The sequence below is a fragment of the Chryseobacterium ginsenosidimutans genome, assembly GCF_039536845.1.
Lineage (GTDB): Bacteria > Bacteroidota > Bacteroidia > Flavobacteriales > Weeksellaceae > Chryseobacterium > Chryseobacterium ginsenosidimutans_B.
On sequence record NZ_BAAAZJ010000008.1, the window covers coordinates 284109 to 301950 of the forward strand.

Annotated in this window: 21 protein-coding genes; 17 read left to right on the forward strand and 4 right to left on the reverse strand. The window is 35.1% G+C overall.

Annotated elements, in window-relative coordinates; all coding sequences use genetic code 11:
* Positions 1-97: 97 nt before the first annotated feature.
* The 17 genes from paaA to ABD745_RS09745 all read left to right on the forward strand — a co-directional run bounded on the left by paaA (position 98) and on the right by ABD745_RS09745 (position 14640).
* Positions 98-1036 (forward strand): 1,2-phenylacetyl-CoA epoxidase subunit PaaA, encoded by a 939-nt coding sequence (paaA, locus tag ABD745_RS09665; protein WP_034679304.1) that lies wholly within the window; start codon positions 98-100, stop codon positions 1034-1036.
* A 111-nt stretch (positions 1037-1147) separates the two neighbouring features.
* A complete protein-coding gene (gene paaB / locus ABD745_RS09670; RefSeq protein ID WP_034679196.1) occupies positions 1148-1429 on the forward strand; it encodes a 1,2-phenylacetyl-CoA epoxidase subunit PaaB in 282 nt (93 codons plus the stop codon).
* The gene (paaC, locus tag ABD745_RS09675) at positions 1429-2178 is read left to right on the forward strand and encodes a 1,2-phenylacetyl-CoA epoxidase subunit PaaC (RefSeq protein ID WP_344828647.1); all 750 of its coding nucleotides are present in this window, start codon (positions 1429-1431) and stop codon (positions 2176-2178) included. Before paaB ends, paaC begins: the two co-directional genes overlap by 1 nt.
* A 208-nt stretch (positions 2179-2386) precedes the next feature.
* Positions 2387-2851: a 1,2-phenylacetyl-CoA epoxidase subunit PaaD gene (paaD, locus tag ABD745_RS09680; protein ID WP_344828650.1), complete on the forward strand. Its 465-nt coding sequence runs from the start codon at positions 2387-2389 to the stop codon at positions 2849-2851.
* A 126-nt stretch (positions 2852-2977) separates the two neighbouring features.
* Positions 2978-3778, forward strand: coding sequence for an enoyl-CoA hydratase/isomerase family protein (locus tag ABD745_RS09685; protein ID WP_344828653.1), 801 nt, complete (start codon positions 2978-2980; stop codon positions 3776-3778).
* A 111-nt stretch (positions 3779-3889) separates the two neighbouring features.
* Positions 3890-5020, forward strand: coding sequence for a 3-hydroxyacyl-CoA dehydrogenase NAD-binding domain-containing protein (locus ABD745_RS09690; protein ID WP_344828656.1), 1131 nt, complete (start codon positions 3890-3892; stop codon positions 5018-5020).
* A 100-nt stretch (positions 5021-5120) separates the two neighbouring features.
* Complete coding sequence (locus tag ABD745_RS09695; protein WP_344828659.1) at positions 5121-5435, forward strand: hypothetical protein; 315 nt, start codon at positions 5121-5123, stop codon at positions 5433-5435.
* A 2-nt stretch (positions 5436-5437) separates the two neighbouring features.
* Positions 5438-5851 (forward strand): PaaI family thioesterase, encoded by a 414-nt coding sequence (locus ABD745_RS09700; RefSeq protein ID WP_344828662.1) that lies wholly within the window; start codon positions 5438-5440, stop codon positions 5849-5851.
* Positions 5852-5915: 64 nt separating this feature from the next.
* On the forward strand, positions 5916-6278 hold the full coding sequence (locus tag ABD745_RS09705; RefSeq protein WP_344828665.1) for a four helix bundle protein: 363 nt from the start codon (positions 5916-5918) through the stop codon (positions 6276-6278).
* A gap of 44 nt (positions 6279-6322) precedes the next feature.
* Positions 6323-7531 carry a 3-oxoadipyl-CoA thiolase gene (gene pcaF, locus ABD745_RS09710; protein ID WP_344828668.1) on the forward strand — a complete coding sequence of 403 codons (1209 nt, stop codon included), beginning with the start codon at positions 6323-6325 and terminating at the stop codon, positions 7529-7531.
* Positions 7532-7650: 119 nt separating this feature from the next.
* A complete protein-coding gene (locus ABD745_RS09715) occupies positions 7651-8244 on the forward strand; it encodes an acyltransferase (RefSeq protein WP_344828671.1) in 594 nt (197 codons plus the stop codon).
* 81 nt (positions 8245-8325) lie between these two features.
* Positions 8326-8904: a transposase gene (locus tag ABD745_RS09720; RefSeq protein WP_344828674.1), complete on the forward strand. Its 579-nt coding sequence runs from the start codon at positions 8326-8328 to the stop codon at positions 8902-8904.
* Between the two features lie 76 nt (positions 8905-8980).
* On the forward strand, positions 8981-9808 hold the full coding sequence (locus ABD745_RS09725; RefSeq protein ID WP_344828677.1) for an alpha/beta hydrolase: 828 nt from the start codon (positions 8981-8983) through the stop codon (positions 9806-9808).
* A 295-nt stretch (positions 9809-10103) separates the two neighbouring features.
* Positions 10104-12599 carry a phenylacetic acid degradation bifunctional protein PaaZ gene (gene paaZ, locus ABD745_RS09730; RefSeq protein ID WP_344828680.1) on the forward strand — a complete coding sequence of 832 codons (2496 nt, stop codon included), beginning with the start codon at positions 10104-10106 and terminating at the stop codon, positions 12597-12599.
* A 219-nt stretch (positions 12600-12818) separates the two neighbouring features.
* Positions 12819-12980 (forward strand): bacteriocin-like protein, encoded by a 162-nt coding sequence (locus tag ABD745_RS09735; protein WP_344828683.1) that lies wholly within the window; start codon positions 12819-12821, stop codon positions 12978-12980.
* A 194-nt stretch (positions 12981-13174) separates the two neighbouring features.
* Entirely contained in the window at positions 13175-13951 is a 777-nt protein-coding gene (locus ABD745_RS09740) for a DUF4241 domain-containing protein (protein WP_344828686.1), read from the forward strand.
* Between the two features lie 2 nt (positions 13952-13953).
* A complete protein-coding gene (locus tag ABD745_RS09745) occupies positions 13954-14640 on the forward strand; it encodes an SMUG2 DNA glycosylase family protein (RefSeq protein ID WP_344828689.1) in 687 nt (228 codons plus the stop codon).
* Between the two features lie 50 nt (positions 14641-14690).
* Here ABD745_RS09745 and ABD745_RS09750 read toward each other — a convergent pair whose 3' ends face one another.
* From ABD745_RS09750 to ABD745_RS09765, 4 genes are all read right to left on the reverse strand, one after another.
* Positions 14691-15620 carry a phosphatidylinositol-specific phospholipase C gene (locus ABD745_RS09750; RefSeq protein ID WP_344828692.1) on the reverse strand — a complete coding sequence of 310 codons (930 nt, stop codon included), beginning with the start codon at positions 15618-15620 and terminating at the stop codon, positions 14691-14693.
* Between the two features lie 169 nt (positions 15621-15789).
* Positions 15790-16620, reverse strand: a complete 831-nt coding sequence (locus ABD745_RS09755) for a T9SS type A sorting domain-containing protein (protein ID WP_344828695.1) — start codon at positions 16618-16620, stop codon at positions 15790-15792.
* Between the two features lie 28 nt (positions 16621-16648).
* Positions 16649-17188: a phage tail protein gene (locus ABD745_RS09760; protein ID WP_344828698.1), complete on the reverse strand. Its 540-nt coding sequence runs from the start codon at positions 17186-17188 to the stop codon at positions 16649-16651.
* Positions 17189-17243: 55 nt separating this feature from the next.
* Positions 17244-17786 carry a phage tail protein gene (locus ABD745_RS09765; protein WP_344828701.1) on the reverse strand — a complete coding sequence of 181 codons (543 nt, stop codon included), beginning with the start codon at positions 17784-17786 and terminating at the stop codon, positions 17244-17246.
* Between the last annotated feature and the right edge of the window lie 56 nt (positions 17787-17842).

A 17842-nucleotide genomic window follows, 5' to 3' on the forward strand; every position in this document is an offset into this window, starting at 1 on the left:
AATGTAACAATGTAATAATTTACCAGTGTAACAATCATTGGTACATTGTTAAACTGATACATTGTTATATTTTAAAATTTTTAAAAAAATTTTAATTATGGATTTAGAAAAATTTGTACAATACGTACACGACGAAAATAAAGTAGAACCAAAAGATGTAATGCCCGATGATTACAGAAAACTATTGGTTCGTCAGATTTCACAGCACGCGCATTCTGAGATTGTAGGAATGTTGCCGGAAGCCAACTGGATTTCCAGAGCACCTTCATTGAGAAGAAAAATGGCTCTTTTGGCTAAAGTTCAGGATGAAGCTGGTCACGGTTTGTACTTGTATTCTGCAACTGAAACTTTAGGAAACGGAACCATCAGAGCTGACAGAGATGCAACTTACGACGATATGTTGGAAGGAAAAGCAAAATATTCAAGTATTTTCAATTATCCGACGTTAAGTTGGGCAGATATCGGAGCGATCGGTTGGTTGGTTGATGGTGCTGCAATCATGAATCAGGTAATGTTGATGGGGAATTCTTATGGTCCTTACTCAAGAGCGATGGTGAAAATCTGTAAAGAAGAATCTTTCCACCAGAGACAGGGTTATGAGATTCTGATGGCACTTTGTCGTGGTACAAAACAACAGAAAGAAATGGCTCAGGCTTCGTTAAACCGTTTCTGGTGGCCGGCTTTAATGATGTTTGGCCCGAATGACGACAGTTCGCCAAACTCTAAAATCTCTATGAATTACAGAGTAAAAAGAGAAAGTAACGACAGTCTTCGTCAGAGATTTATCGACGTTACGGTTTCTCAGGCTGAATTCTTAGGTTTAACCATTCCGGATAAAGATCTTAAATGGAATGAGGAAAGACAACATTACGATTTCGGAGAACTTCCTTGGGATGAATTCATGGAAATCTTAAAAGGAAACGGACCTTGTAATAAGAAAAGATTACAGACAAAAGTAAAAGCGCAACAGGAAAACCTTTGGGTAAAAGAAGCGGCGATTGCTTTTGCAGAGAAACAACAAAAAGAAGTAATATAATAATGTAACAATATACCAATGTAAAAATGTAACAATCACTGTCATGCTGAGCTTGTCGAAGCATCTCATTGGTAAACTGCTACATTGCTACATTGTTAAATTAATTTGACTATGGCAAATTTAGATATGTGGGAAGTGTTTATTCAGACTAAACCGGGATTATCTCACAAACACGTTGGAATTGTACAGGCACCAACAGCAGAAATGGCTTTGCAAAACGCAAGAGACGTTTATACAAGAAGAAAAGAAGGAACTTCTGTTTGGGTAGTTCCAAGTAAATATATTGTGACTTCAGAAGGAATTGATAAAGAAGCATTCTTTGATCCGGCTGATGACAAATTGTACCGTCACCCGACGTTCTACGATATTCCTAATGATGTAAAAAATATGTAATGAGCGCACTATTCAATTATTTATTAAAACTAGCGGACGACAGTTTCATCATGGGACAGCGTTTGTCTGCGTGGTGCGGTGAAGGTCCTTATTTAGAGGAAGATATTGCATTAACGAACATTGCTTTGGATGAACTTGGACAGGCAAACAACTTTTATGTTTACGCTTCAAGAGTGATTGACAACGGTAAAAGTGAAGATGATTTAGCATTTTTAAGATACGAACACGAATACATAAACGCGCATTGGGTTGAACTTCCGAATGAAGATTATGCTCAGACGATTCTTAAGGTCTATGTTTTCTCTGTGTATCAGAAATTGATGTACGAAGCTTTGTCGAATTCAACTGACGAAGAACTTTCTGCCATCGCTCAAAAATCTTTGAAAGAAGTAAGATATCATTACACGCATGCCGCATCTTGGATGAAAATTTTCGGACAGGGAACAGAAGAAAGTAAGATGCGTCTTGAAAGAGCCATCGAAAATATTTGGGAATATACCAAAGGTTTATTTGCAAAAACTGAAGGAGAAGATGATTTAGTAGCTTTAAATATTGCTCCGAATACAGATGCTCTTTATGAAGAATTTCTTGCAATTACACAAAAAGATTTTGCAGATTTCGGTTTAGAATATCCAACGAATCCTTTCATGCAGCCTAAATCAAGAACAGGTTATCATACAGAATATTTCGGATTTATCCTTTGCGAATTGCAGTATATGCAGAGAGCGTATCCGGGTTGTACTTGGTAGAGACACAAACCTAACAGGTTTTTAAAACCTGTTAGGTTTAAAAATAGCGTTCGTAACAATGTAGTAATTTACTTATTCTTTGTTGGCTTAGTTAAGTGAAATGCCTTTGCGAACTTAAAAACGTTTAGTAGTTAAAAAAATCTTAGCGGACTTTGCGTTAAATTAAAATTAGAAAATCAATTATTGAATAATTGTTAAATTAAAAAAATTGAACAATTTATTAAACATATTAACTCAAGTCCCCGATCCGGAAATTCCGGTAATCAATATCGTGGAATTGGGTATTGTAAGAGAAGCGAAAATTACGAGCGATAATTCTTGTGAAGTAACGATTACGCCAACTTATTCTGCCTGTCCCGCCATGTTTACCATTGAGGAAGACATCATGAAAATCATGAAAGAAAACGGTTGGGATGTGAAAGTGGTCACCAAAATGTTTCCGATTTGGACAACAGACTGGTTGACAGATGAAGCGAGAGAAAAACTTCGTGTGTACGGAATCACACCTCCCGAAAAAGGAGCCGACGAACATCACATCGGAAAACCGAAAAAATGCCCTCGTTGCGGTTCTATGAATTCAAAACAGATCAGCAGATTCGGGTCTACATTATGCAAGGCTTCTTATCAATGTTTAGACTGTTTAGAGCCTTTTGATTATTTTAAATGCCACTAATTGATGTAGCAATTTAATAATGTAACAATTTACCAATGCTAAGAATATTGTTATATTGGTAAACTGATACATTGCTACATTTTTATTATTAAATTAGTACATTATTAAATTTAAAAAATTAATACTATGTATACACAACTCGATATTGAAACGCATTTTGACGGAAAGTTAAAAATCGCTTATCTGAATCAACCGGACACAATGAACGCGCTTACAAAGCCTTCTTTATCAGATCTAAAAGATTTTATTAAAGAATGCAGCGATGACGAAGCAGTAAGATGTGTTGCCATTTCAGGAAGAGGAAGAGCTTTTTGTTCCGGTCAAAACCTGGATGATGCTTTCGTACAAGGCAACGAACATCATGACAACGATATTATCAGAAAGATTGTAGTAGACTATTACAATCCTTTGGTGACGGAAATTACACGTTGCAAAAAACCTGTAGTTGCATTGGTAAATGGTCCTGCAGTAGGAGCTGGTGCGATGTTAGCATTGATTTGTGATTTCGTTTTAGCGGTTGATAAATCATATTTTGCTCAGGCATTTTCAAATATTGGTTTAATTCCTGATACTGGCGGAACATATTTCTTACCTAAATTATTGGGAAGACAGTTAGCGAATTATTTGGCTTTCACGGGGAAAAGATTATCTGCTGAAGAAGCAAAATCTTACGGTTTGGTTGCAGAAGTTTTCAATGAAGAAGAATTTGCTCCAAAATCAATTGAAATTCTTGAGAAAATGGCAAATATGCCGACTGCAGCTATTAAATTAACTAAAAAAGCCTTCGCTCAATCTTACAACAACACATTGAGAGAACAGCTTGAATTAGAAGGTGATCTTCAACAGGAAGCTGCTGAAACAGAAGATTTTAAAGAAGGTGTACAAGCCTTTTTACAAAAAAGAAAACCTAATTATAAAGGAAAATAGGAATTAATATAACAATGTACCAATGTAGCAGTTTACCAATTGAGATGCTTCGACAGACTCAGCATGACAGGACGTAATTGTTACATTGTTACATTGATACACTGTTACATTATGAATATAGGAATTATCGGTGCCGGAACTATGGGAATTGGCATCGCACAGGTAGCCGCAACGAACGGATGCAAAGTTTGGGTCTATGACGCCAACGCAAAACAAGTAGAAACGGCAACCGTAGGTTTGGAAAAAACATTGACCAAACTGGTTGATAAACAAAAAATTTCGGCAGAAAAAATGTCAGAAATTTTAGCGAATATTTCCATTGCTACAGAATTGAAGGACTTCAAAGATTGTGAATTAATTATTGAAGCCATCATCGAAAACAAAGAAATTAAAACCAAAGTTTTCACAGAATTAGAGAAACACGTTTCAGAAAGCTGTGTTATTGGTTCCAATACATCATCCATTTCCATCACTTCTCTCGGTGCGGAATTACAAAAGCCGGAGCGTTTCATCGGAATTCATTTTTTCAATCCGGCTCCTTTGATGCCTTTAGTTGAGGTTATTCCATCTTTATTAACAGAAAAATCTTTAGCGGAAAAAATCTACAATCTCATGAAAGATTGGGGCAAAACTCCTGTTATTGCTAAAGATATCCCCGGATTTATCGTTAACAGAATCGCACGTCCTTACTATGGTGAAGGGTTGAGAATTGTTGAAGAAAACATTGCTACTCCCGAACAGGTTGATGAAGCCATGAAGACTTTAGGAAACTTCAAAATGGGACCTTTTGAATTAATGGATTTAATTGGTGTTGATGTAAATTTTTCTGTAACAACAACAGTTTACAAAGATTACTTCTACGACCCGAAATATAAACCGTCTCTTCTTCAACAAAGAATGTCCGAAGCAAAACTTCACGGCAGAAAAACAGGAAAAGGGTTTTACGATTATTCTGAAGGTACAGAAAAGCCTGTCGCTCAAAAAGACGATGCTCTGTATCAACAAATATTTTTGAGAATTATTTCAATGTTGATTAATGAAGCAGTTGAAGCAAAAAGATTAGGCGTTGCCAACGATGAGGATATTGAATTAGCAATGCAAAAAGGCGTAAATTATCCAAAAGGATTATTGGCTTGGGGAAAAGAAATCGGTTTTTCAAAAATCTCCGAAACCCTGCAGAATCTTTACGAAGAATATCAGGAAGAAAGGTACAGACAAAGCCCTTTACTTCGTAAAATGTAACAATATACCAATCTAACAATGTAGCAATTTGTTTGTCATTCTGAGCAACGCGAAGAATCTCATTGGTAAACTGTTACATTGTTAAATTATTACATTAAAAATGGATATAGACGGATTCAGAGCCGAATTAGAAACAAGGCTTCTCATTGAAAAAGAATATATAATTCGGGAACTTTCTTCGATAGAAGATTATCAGGAAAGACTTGGGCTATTGGCAAAATTTAATGAAAAGTATAAAGAGTTGGTTAAAAGATTAGCTAATGAAGACGGTATTGATTTAAATGCTTCTTATCAAACCGAAAATCCGTCAAATTCCGGAAATCTTTCAAACGAGCAAATAATTCTTGGTAAAACCATGAGTATTTATGACAAATTGGTTGATGAATTATATGAAGAAATAACAAGCATTAATTAAAAATGAATCCGAGACAGGTTGCAGAATATATGTTCGATCAGGATTATTTTTCCCAATGGATGAATATCAAGCTGATTGAAGTCAAAGAAAATTATTGTTTACTGGAAATGCCCATCAAAAAGGAGATGATTAATGGGCTTAAAACGGTTCACGGAGGGGTTACGTTTGCTTTTGCAGATTCTGCATTAGCATTTTCGTCCAACAACGCCGGAGATGCAGCAGTTGCATTAAACTGTACCATTAATTTTACCAAAGCCGGAAAAGAAGGCGATATTTTCAGAGCAGAAAGTATCTTGGTAAACGACACCAGAAAAACCGCTGTTTACGACATTAAAATTACCAATCAAAATCAAGAACTGATTGCAAAATTTGTCGGAACAGTGTATAAAATTGGAAAGAAAATTACAGAATTGTAATTTTAATGTAACAATGTATCAGTATAGCAATCTAACAATGATGAAATAAATAATCTTAACACGAATGATAAATTTTGAAAATAATCCATTGATTCAGAAAACAGTTCAGTTTTCTTTAGATATAATTGAGTTTTGTGAATTGTTAGAAGAAAAAAGAAAGTTTGTTATTGCAAAACAATTGTTACGCTCCGGAACAAGCATTGGTGCAAATGCATTTGAAGCACAAAATCCTCACAGTAAAAATGATTTTATCAATAAGATAAAAATTTCAGCTAAAGAATTGGAAGAAACCAAATATTGGCTTTATCTGTGTAAGCATTCCAAAAATTATCCATTTGATGAAAAATTAGAACATCAAATTGTAGAATTAGGAAAAATTATTTATAAAATATTAAGTACAAGTTTAAATAAAAAGCAAAGCGTTTAGCATTGGTAAACTGTTACATTGCTAAATTGTTAAATTAATTGAATATGAACAACGTATACATCATAGATTATATCAGAACTCCCATTTCAAAACTAAGTGGAGGTTTATCAGAAGTCAGAGCCGATGATTTGGCGGCAATTGTTTTAAAAGAAATTGTTGCAAGAAACCCTGAAGTTCCTGTTGAGGAAATTGAGGATGTTATTTTCGGATGTGCTAACCAAGCGGGTGAAGATAACAGAAACGTAGCAAGAATGGGACTTTTATTGGCAGGACTTCCATATAAAATCGGAGGTGAAACCGTAAACAGATTGTGCGCTTCCGGAATGTCGGCGGTAGCAAATGCTTTCCGTTCGATCGCTTCTGGTGAAGGTGAAATTTATATTGCGGGTGGAGTTGAACACATGACACGCTCTCCTTATGTAATGTCAAAGCCAAGTACAGCTTTCGGTAGAGACAGCCAGATGTTTGATACAACTTTCGGATGGAGATTTGTAAATCCAAAAATGAAAGAAATGTACGGCGTTGACACAATGGGAGATACCGCTGAAAACTTAGCTGAAATGCATAATATCAGCAGAGAAGATCAGGATAAATTTGCCCTTTGGTCACAACAAAAAGCAACTAAAGCTCAGGAAAGCGGAAGATTGGCGGAAGAAATTGTAAAAGTTGAAATTCCACAGAAGAAGAGTGAATCGAAAATTTTCGATAAAGACGAATTTATCAAGCCAACTTCTTCAATGGAAGGTCTTGGAAAACTTCGCCCGGCTTTCAGAAAAGAAGGCGGAACAGTAACCGCAGGAAACGCTTCAGGAATGAACGACGGAGCTGCAGCTTTAATTTTAGCAAGTGAAGAAGCCGTAAAAAAATACGGTTTACAACCAAAAGCTAAAATTTTAGGATCTTCAGTTGCTGGTGTTGAACCAAGAATCATGGGAATCGGACCTGTTGAAGCAACTCAGAAATTATTGAAAAGATTAAATCTTTCATTAGAAGATATGGATGTTATTGAACTGAACGAAGCGTTTGCCGCTCAATCTTTAGCAGTAACAAGAAGTCTAGGGTTGAAAGATGATGATTCAAGAGTAAATCCAAACGGAGGAGCCATCGCGATCGGGCATCCACTTGGAGTTTCCGGAGCAAGAATCGTTGGTTCTGCCGCAATGGAACTTCAAAAACAGGATAAGAAATATGCATTGTGTACCCTTTGTATCGGTGTAGGACAAGGTTATGCAATGGTGATTGAAAAAGTATAACTTTTTTTCAATGTAACAATATAAAGATGTATCAATGTAACAATTCCATTGTCATGCTGAGCTTGTCGAAGCACCTATTGGTAAACTGTTAGATTGATACATTGTTAAATTTAAAAACTATGAATATTTACTCATATCACGGAATTCGTCCTATCATTAAACCATCCGCTTACGTTCACCCACAAGCGGTAATTATCGGAAATGTGGAAATCGGCGAAGAAGTTTATATCGGTCCGAATGCTGTAATCCGCGGAGACTGGGGTAAAATTGTCATCAAAGACGGTGCAAATGTTCAGGAAAACTGTACACTTCACGTTTTTCCGGGAATTGAAACCATTTTAGAAGAATCTGCACACATAGGTCACGGCGCGATCATCCATTCCGGACATATTGGAAAAAACTGTCTGGTTGGGATGAATGCTGTAGTGATGGACAAAGCTGTAATCGGTGACGAATGTATCATCGGAGCTTTGGCTTTTGTTCCTGCAAATTTCAGATGTGAAGCGAGAAAATTAATTGTAGGAAGCCCTGCAAGAATCATCCGTGATGTTTCTGATGAGATGATCAAATGGAAAACGGAAGGAACAAAACTGTATCAGGAACTGGCGAGAGAAGGAAAAGACGCAATTTTGCCTTGTGAACCTTTTACAGAATATGTTCAGCAAATTCCTACGAAAGTTGTTGATTACAGCATTTGGGATGATGTGAAATAGTTTTTCCGGCTAAACCTCATAGGTTTTAAAAACCTATGAGGTTTGAATATTAAAACACATAAACACAAATGAAGAAAAAATATGTCAAATACAGAAAGTTTTGAATATGGTTATGTATATCATATTTATACTCATGCAAACGGCAAAGATTTAATTTTTCGGGAAGATGAAAATTATAAATATTTTTTAAGTAAGCTTTTAAAATATATTATTCCAATAGCTGAAATATATGCATATTGCTTAATGCCGAATCATTTTCATTTATTAATGAGGTTTAAAGATTCAGACCAAGTATCAAATGAAGATGAGCATAAATATTTAATGAGGCAGTTTAGTAATTTATTAAATGGTTATGCAAAAGCATATAATAAGAAATACAAGAGAAAAGGATCACTTTTTCTTGATTTTTTAAAACGCAAAAGAGTACACGATGAAAAGTATTTGATTAAATTATTGCATTATATTCACAATAACCCTGTCAATCATGGGTTTGTTGAGGATATTAATGATTGGAAATATTCATCTTATCATTCTTACATTCGTTTGGCTAAAGAAAGTAAAATTGAAAGAAAAGAGATGATGCAATATTTTGATACAATAAAAGATTTTGTAGAATATCATAAATCAAATGTTGAATATGATTTTCTAACAATTGAATAAAGTAAGGTTTAACTCAAACCTCATAGGTTTCTAAAACTTATGAGGTTTTGAAAGGACGATTAAAAAATAAATAATAATGTTAAAACAACTTCTCATTTTCTGCAGTATTCTGTTTACATTTCAATCTGTGGCTTTTGCTCAGACTACAAATGTAAAACCCTTGACTATTGGAGAAATCAGAACCATAAAGTCTAAAATTTTAAATGAAGAAAGAACATTAAACATCTATCTTCCACAAAATTTCGACAAAACAAAATCTTACCCAGTTATCTATCTTCTGGATGGAAGTATGAATGAGGATTTTATTCACGTTACAGGATTGGTTCAATTCTTTAATCAAATGTATTCCATGCCGGAAACGATTGTGGTAGGAATTGCAAATATTGATCGAAAAAGAGACTTCACTTTTCACACAGATTTAAAAGATTTACAGAAAGATTATCCTACAACAGGACATTCTGATAAGTTTATCAGTTTCCTTGAAAAAGAATTAAAACCTTATATCGAAAGTCAGTTTAAAACTACCGATACCTACATCTTCGGTCAATCTCTTGGTGGACTTTTAGCAACAGAAATTCTGCTGAAAAAACCTGAAATGTTTAATAATTATTTTATCATTAGTCCGAGTTTGTGGTGGGATGATGAAAGTCTTTTAAAACAGGCTCCTCAATTATTATCCAAAATTCCGGATACCAAGAAATTTATTTATGTTTCTGTAGGAAAAGGTGAGCATCCGGTAATGGTAAAAGATGCAGAAAATTTATATGATATTCTTAAAAAATCAAATAAAAAAAATTGGAAGGTAGAATACAAAATGATGGAAACAGATAATCATGCAACGATTCTTCACAGAAGTTTGTATGAAGGTTTGTTGAAATTATTTCCGTATCAGGAGCCGAAGTAAATAAATTTCAAATGATAAATGTATTGAAGAAGTATTGGATTTTAATTCTGATTATAGTTGTAGCAATCAATTTTTTAGGATTTAATTTAATAAAAGAATCAATCGGAATTTCAGATGCTTTGGAACATATTGAATCAGATGAAGTAATTGAAAGTCTTAAACGTAAAGATTTTTTCTACACATGGTTAATCAATTTTATTTTGATAATTGATGTATGTTTAATACTATGCTTTCTTTATCTGATTATTAAAAGCATTGTTAAAAAATTTAATGTAAGTAAAAAGTAAAAAACTATATGGAAAAGTTAAAAAATTACATTCACGGTGAATGGGTAGAAGGTACCGGAAACGGAATTCCTTTATACAATGCCGTGACAGGAGAGCAGGTTGCTGTTTCGGATACGGAAGGGCTTAATTTTGAACAGGCTCTTGACTACGGTAGAACGGTTGGTTATAAAAACCTTTCATCAATGACGTTCTACGATCGTGGAGAAATGTTGAAAAAAGTAGCGCTTTACCTTTTAGAAAGAAAGAAAAAATATTACGAATTATCATATAAAACAGGGGCAACTCACGCAGATTCTTGGGTAGACATTGAAGGAGGTTTCGGTACTTTCTTCACCTACTCAGGTTTAGCAAAGAGAATGCTTCCGAATACTCCGTTTTGGGTAGATGGGGAAACTCAGAAAATTTCTGCCAACGGAACTTTCTTAGGAACTCACATTTTAACGCCGAGTGAAGGAGTTTCTGTACAAATCAACGCTTATAACTTTCCTGTTTGGGGAATGTTGGAAAAATTGTCAACTTCATTATTGGCAGGTGTTCCTTCTATCGTAAAACCGTCTCCTTATGGTTCTTATTTAACCAATGCAGTTTTTCAGGATATGATTGAAAGCGGAGTTCTTCCGGAAGGTGCGCTTCAATTGGTTTGTGGTGAACCGGGAAATATTCTGGATTATGTTAAAGATGGCGATTCTGTATTGTTCACGGGTTCTGCAACGACGGGTAGAAAATTAAAATCTTTGCCCTCTGTTGCCGGAAATGCGGTTCGTTTCAATATGGAAGCCGATTCTTTGAACTGCTCGATTCTTGGATTGGATGCAAAACTGGGAACTCCGGAATTTGATTTATTTATTAAGGAAGTTCGTAACGAAATGACCACGAAAGCCGGGCAAAAATGTACGGCAATCAGAAGAATTATCGTTCCTGAGAATTTGGTTGGAGACGTTCAGAATGCTTTGTCTAAAGCTTTGGATCAGACTAAAATCGGGAGTCCTTTAAGCAGAGAAACCAGAATGGGATCATTGGTAGGAAAGCAACAATATGATGAAGTTGTAAGAAAAATAAATATCTTAAAAACAGAAACAGAGCTTGTTTACGACGGAAAACACGAATTGGTAGATGCAAACTATGAAAATGGGGCATTTATGAGTCCGAAACTATTCTTAAATGATTCTCCATTTACTAAAAACATCTCTCACGACGTCGAAGCTTTCGGTCCTGTTTCTACATTGATGCCCTACAAAGATGCAGAAGAAGCTGCAGCACTGGCAAAAAGAGGAAAAGGAAGTCTGGTAGGTTCAATAGTTTCTCATGATAACAATTTTGTGGCAGAAACTTCTTGGAAAATGGCTTCTCAGCACGGTAGAATTTTCGTGCTAAACAGAGATAGCGCTAAAGAAAGTACAGGTCACGGTTCGCCACTTCCTACGTTAATGCACGGAGGTCCTGGTAGAGCAGGAGGTGGCGAAGAAATGGGTGGTTTGAACGGTCTTCATTTCTTCCTTCAGAAAACGGCAATTCAAGGTTCTCCGGACGTTTTGACGGCGATTACAAAAGTATATCAGCAAGGGGCAGAGAAAAAATTTGCGGACAAACATCCTTTTCAGAAATATTTTGAAGATGTTGAGGTTGGAGATTCTTTGGAAACTGCGGGAAGAACGGTTACTGATGCAGATATCGTGAATTTCTCCAATGTTTCTTGGGATCACTTTTACGCACACACAGATGCTACAAGTTTAACAGGAACTATCTTTGATAAAACCGTTGCTCACGGATATTTCATCCTTTCTGCGGCGGCTGGATTGTTCGTTTCAGGGAAAAAAGGACCGGTTATCGCAAATTATGGATTAGAAAACTGCTCGTTCTTCAAGCCTGTTTATGCAGGAGATACGATCACGGTTTATTTAACCGCAAAAGAAAAAATCAACCGTGGAGTAAAAGGAAGAAACATTCCTTCCGGTGTTGTAAAATGGTTGGTTGAAGTGGTGAATCAGAGAGATGAGATTGTTTGTGTAGCTACAATTTTAACATTGGTTGCAAAAAAATCTCCTTTCATCGATTTAAACTTAAAAAATATTCAGAAAGCTTTAAATGGTTTAACGGAAAATACTCAGTCGAATTGGGGCAAAATGTCTCCTCAACAAATGATTGAGCATTTGGAACATGGAGTTTTGGTAAGCTTGGGTGAACCGGAAGCCGAAAAATGCTTCACACCGGAAGAACAATTGGAAAAATGGCAGGATTCTCTTTATAATCATAGAAAAATGCCTAAAGATTTCCCAGCTCCTTTCTTAGAAGAAGATGAAAAATTGCTGGACTTAAGACATAAAAATCTTGAAGTGGCAAAGCAGTCTTTCATGGATAGTTTGAAGAGATTCTCGATTTATTATAAAGAAAATCCGCAAGCAGAACATATGAATTTTGTGTTTGGAAAATTAAATAAAGAAATGTGGGAACTGATGCTCAAAAAACATTTTACCCATCATTTTGAGCAGTTCGGATTGATTTAATTCAAAATAAAATATAAATTTATTGTCCCTTTTGGCTTTAGGCTGAAAGGGATTTTTTTAATGCTTGTAAAGGTTTAGAAATTGATGATTATAAAATTGTAGAGAAATCAAAATGATATTTGAATAGTAAATTAAAAAACATATCATTGAAAATCAGTAAATTTATTGAGCGGAATCCGAAAAGCATAGAGAGTAGGAAAATCATTAAAACTAATTATTATGAAAAATCTAAAAAGACTTTCAAGAAATGAATTGAGATCTCTCAAAGGAGCCGGTCCGGTTTGGTCTTGTACTCCGAACCCTTGTCCAAAAGGAAGTTGTTGTAAGCCTGGAAGGTGGCCCGACATTCCGACAGCATGTTATATTTGTGCAGATTCTTAATGAGATTGATACAGAAAACTATTTGATGTATCTTTTGATTGATTTAATCCAAATGAATAATTTTCTACTCCCTTTTGGTTTTAAACTAAAAGGGATTTTTTATAATCTTTTGTTAAATAATTTAGGATGTTTGATTCAGAAATTTTTATTCGTTACTTTCAAGACTTAAAATCAATTCATAAAAATATTTAATAATGAACGAAAACTGGATGCAGAAGTATGAGCAAGTAAAAGACATTTTGATTTGCCCGACCGATTTGGAAACCTATTTTACTTCCGGTGAAATTGCGGGGCAGCAATTAGAAACCATGGAAATCGGAAATGTTTCTCTTCCTTCAGGAAAAGTGGTTGTAAGAGATCCGCTGGTTTCTCTGAATGCAAATCAATCTCCTTATTTTATTCAGTCTCCGAAAGGAAATTTTCCTGTGACAATTGCAGTGGTAAAATCTGAAGACTGGGGTGACAGATATGCTGTTGTAAAAGTTGAATTTACCAAAGAAAAACCTGTTATTTATAGAGAAGCTTTAGTAGGAATTGAAGAATTGGAAGGCGTAACAGAAGACGATTTTTTTGGTTTTGGAGTGGATGCAGGTTTAGGTTGTATTACTGATGCAGAAGTGCTTCCGTTTGTTGATAAATTTATAGCTGAGACTGATGTAGACAATGTTTATGATGATTATTTTGCTGAACTTTTCGAACAAAGTTATAAAGATCATCCCAACAATCAGAGAGAGGCAGGAGACTGGATCAACTGGACAATTCCAAATACAAATTATCAGATTCCGATGTTTGCAAGTGGTTTTGGTGATGGGGAGTATCCTGTGTATTTTGGATATGATAGCGATGGAAAAATTTGTGGTTTATATATTCAATTTATTGATATTGAATTAGCTTTAAGCGAAGAAGGTGATGAGGAAGATTATGATGACGACGATAATCAACCTGAAAATTTTGTTTTTCTTAAAGATTAAATATGAAGAAAACTTTTGCCGACCAAGTTGTTGAATTTAACCGGAATCTAAAATATAACGGAAATCTTCCCGATGATTTTCAGGTTTTAAATCCTTATCTCGGTAATCCTGAAACGATAGAAGTCATGCAGAAGTTTTATCATAAATATTATAATGATTCCAACCAAAGAAAATTCATTGTCGGAATTAATCCGAGTCGTCATGGAGCCGGAGTGACTGGTGTTCCGTTTACGGATACAAAAAGGCTGGAAAGCGTCTGCGGTATCAAAATGGAATCGGCTCACACGCATGAAATTTCTTCTGTTTTCATGTACGATATGATCACAGAATATGGCGGTGCAGAAGAATTTTACAGTGATATTTATATTAATTCACCTTTCCCTTTAGCGATTGTCAGAAAATCAAAAACAGGTTGGCTCAATGCCAATTATTACGATGATAAAAGGTTGTTTGAAGATGTGAAAGATTTCATGATTGATTCTTTAAACCAACATATCAGCTTAAATCTTGATACTTCCGAAGTCTTTATTTTAGGAAAGAAAAATGCGGATTTTATTTCAAAATTAAATGAAGAGGCTAATCTTTTCGAAAAAATGACGGTTTTGGAGCATCCAAGATATATTCAACAATACAAATCGAAAGAGAAGCAATTGTATATCGACAAATATATTTTAGCTTTGAAAAAATAAATCCTCCGAAAACTTCAGAGGATTTTGTTTTTGTGTCGTTAGAATCATATCTACACTGCGGGAACAGGTAATTTGAATTCATTACTATTGATAAGACTTTGGATCAGTTTTTTATTATCAGGTATTTCCGGATAATCTATCGGAATAATACCGAATCTTCCTTTCTGATGAGATTTTAAATAATCTAAAAATAATGGGTTTACTACTTTCGCAAGATCTATGGGTCGCGTCGAAGATGGTAATATTCCTCCTGAAACTCCTGTCCCGCTTGAAAAATTGAAATATAACCTGTCTTTTTCTCCATTTGCAGCAGCAATTAAAGCAGGCTTTACATGCTCTGTAAATTTATCGGCTCTTTCGCTGCCCCAACTGTAATAATTGTCTTGTACATAATATTTTATGCCATTATTTTCAAAAGGAGTTGTAGAATCATTTGGCCATTTATCAAAAAGATTAAGACCGTCTTTGCTGCTGTCAACGGTTCCTGTAGCGAACCTTTTTACGAAAACAATTCTTCCTCTTACTTCATCAAGAGCCGGAATTCTGTTTTCTCTGTAAAAAAATGAAGGATAATTGTTGGAGATGGTAATATTAAAATCATTATAAAATTTCTCCTGTTTGCTTTCATTACTTGGATCGGATTCATTTTTAACACACATAATGATTGTTTCATCCTTATGTCGCTGCAGAAAATCTACAAGCATATTGATGACCTGACCGAAATGAAGATTTAGGCCTAAAGTCCCGTGGTAAAACCATAAAACATGATCGTCATCTGCGTCATATCCTCTTTTCAGACGAAAATCAAGAAAACGGATTCCTGAATTTAGCTGATCTGTAAAATTCATTGTCTGACATTGTGCAGGCATAAAAATAGTGTCATAAGTTGCACTGTCGTGAGTTCCGGGTATAGTAAGTTCTGTAAGCCTTTTAGTACCGTCGATTTTACTCATCCAGTTTTGTGTAAATGTTGTGTCCATAATTATTAATATTTTGAGGGTTTCGTTTTTAATATAAAAATCCCCTAAATTTACTTCAGGGGATTTCATCACACTTATGCATTAGAATCTTTCGCGGTACAATCGCTTATTATTATAAATAAAGTTTTCATGGTTATTAGTTTCTTAACTTTAATAATAAGCTATTAAATTACCTTTTAATGATTTTATAGGATTCTGAAGATGATTTTACAATGTAAACTCCTTCCGGAAGTTCTGAAATATTTGTTTCATTTACACCTTTTCTGGCTTCAATTGTTTTCACCAATTGTCCGGACTGGCTGTAAACTTCGAATTTTGTATTCTCTACAGCTTCAATAGTAAGAGGACCACTTGTAGGATTAGGATATACATTAGTTTTTTTACTGCTTGAAGCTTTTACATCATCAGTTGCCAAAACAATGCCCGTGTCTTTTACCCAGGTGAAGGCATCTAAACCTCCATACGTATATAAACCACCAAGAGTAACCTGAAGCTGATCTATAATGATGTTGGAGTAGTTTTGACCATTAAGATTCGTTAAATCAATTAATGTATAACCGTTTGTAGAGCCTAAAGAAGTTGCAAAACCTGAAGTTTTGGTTTGTGTAAATTTCGTTACTCCAGATAATTTACCAGTGACAGTAAGCGTTCCTGAAACAGTTTGATTTAAGTTAGTATCAGATAAGAAGATCCAGAATCTGTTTACTTTAAATAAATTTGAAGTTGTTTTGATGCTGAATGATGCTCCTACTGCAATGTTTCCTGCTCCGGAATTGTCAATATATCTGTTGTCATTGGCAGTTCCGTTCCATCCTGTTCCCGGGTAGTTTGCTTGGATGTCGAATCCGCCTACGTGAGTTAGGATGTTGAAAATGACTCCGTTGTCAGTAAAACTTGTACTGTTTTGAGATTCTGTCTCAAATTGTTCTGTACTCGTCTGCGCAAAAGTGAAAGTAGAAATGAGCAGACTACAGATTAATAAAAAAGTAGTGCTTTTCATGATTTTAGGTTTAGGTTGTTTTGTTTTTTTATGGTCTTGAAGGATATATTCCTGCAACACAAATAATATAATTTAATCCTAAGTAAGGAGGCATATTGTTAATCGGCAAATTCTGACCTTGAAAGAATACAGATTTTGGATTAATAACCGTATCAGGATCACTATTTACATAGCTAGGAACAGCTGTAAAATCTCTGCCTACGGTAGTTCCTGTAATTGCAATTGATGAACTTGATGAAGGTGTAGCAGAATTTGCATTTGCATTTGCTACTTTTAGCTGGCTGTTGATGCTTGGTAAATTCGTAGGAAGGATTGTCGTCTGTGGAGATCCTGCCATTTCACCAAGCGTATACGAACCTGTACTTGCGTTTCCTGCTCCGATCGGGTAACGACCGTTTAAATTCGGTAATGCAAAGGTGCTGACACCATCACCACCGTAAGTGGTTCCTAAAATTGAAAAAAGAGCTGAATTTTGAGCAATGCTTAATAAAGCTCCATTGCAATACATAAAGTTTCTAGGAGGGAAATTGCCCGCGAACAATTTGATTACGCCCATCATTTCTTCCATAATAATATATTTTTCAGTTATTAATTTATTGTTTATAAAATCAAGCTATATGAGATTATTGTCTTGAAGGGTAAATTCCTTCTACACAAATAATATAGTTCATTCCTAAATATGGAGGCATATTATTGACTGGAACATTCTGACCAACGAAAGAAACAGATTTTGCGTTGATAACAGTATCAGGATCTCCGTTTAAGAAGCTGGGAACAGCTGTAAAGTCTCTACCTACGGTAGTTCCTGTAATTGCAATTGATGAATTTAATGAAGGTGAAGCAGAATTAGCATTGGTATTTGCTACTTTTAGCTGGCTGATAAAACTAGGTAAGTTTTGTGAAGTAATAGTATTTTGCGGGGTTCCCGACATTTCTCCTAATACATAATTTCTACCTGTATTTGAATTTCCGGCACCGATTGGGTAACGTCCGTTTAAATTTGGTAAAGCAAAAGTATTAATACCGTCACCTCCGTAAGTTGTTCCTAAAATTGAGAAAAGAGCTGTATTTTGAGCAATACTTAATAAAGCTCCGTTACAGAATAAAAATCCTCTTGGTGCGAAGTTTCCCGCAAACAATTTGATTATTCCAATGTATTCTTCCATGATTAATATTTTTTTCAGTTTTAAATTTTCTTACTCTCTTCTTGGCTTTTCAGAGA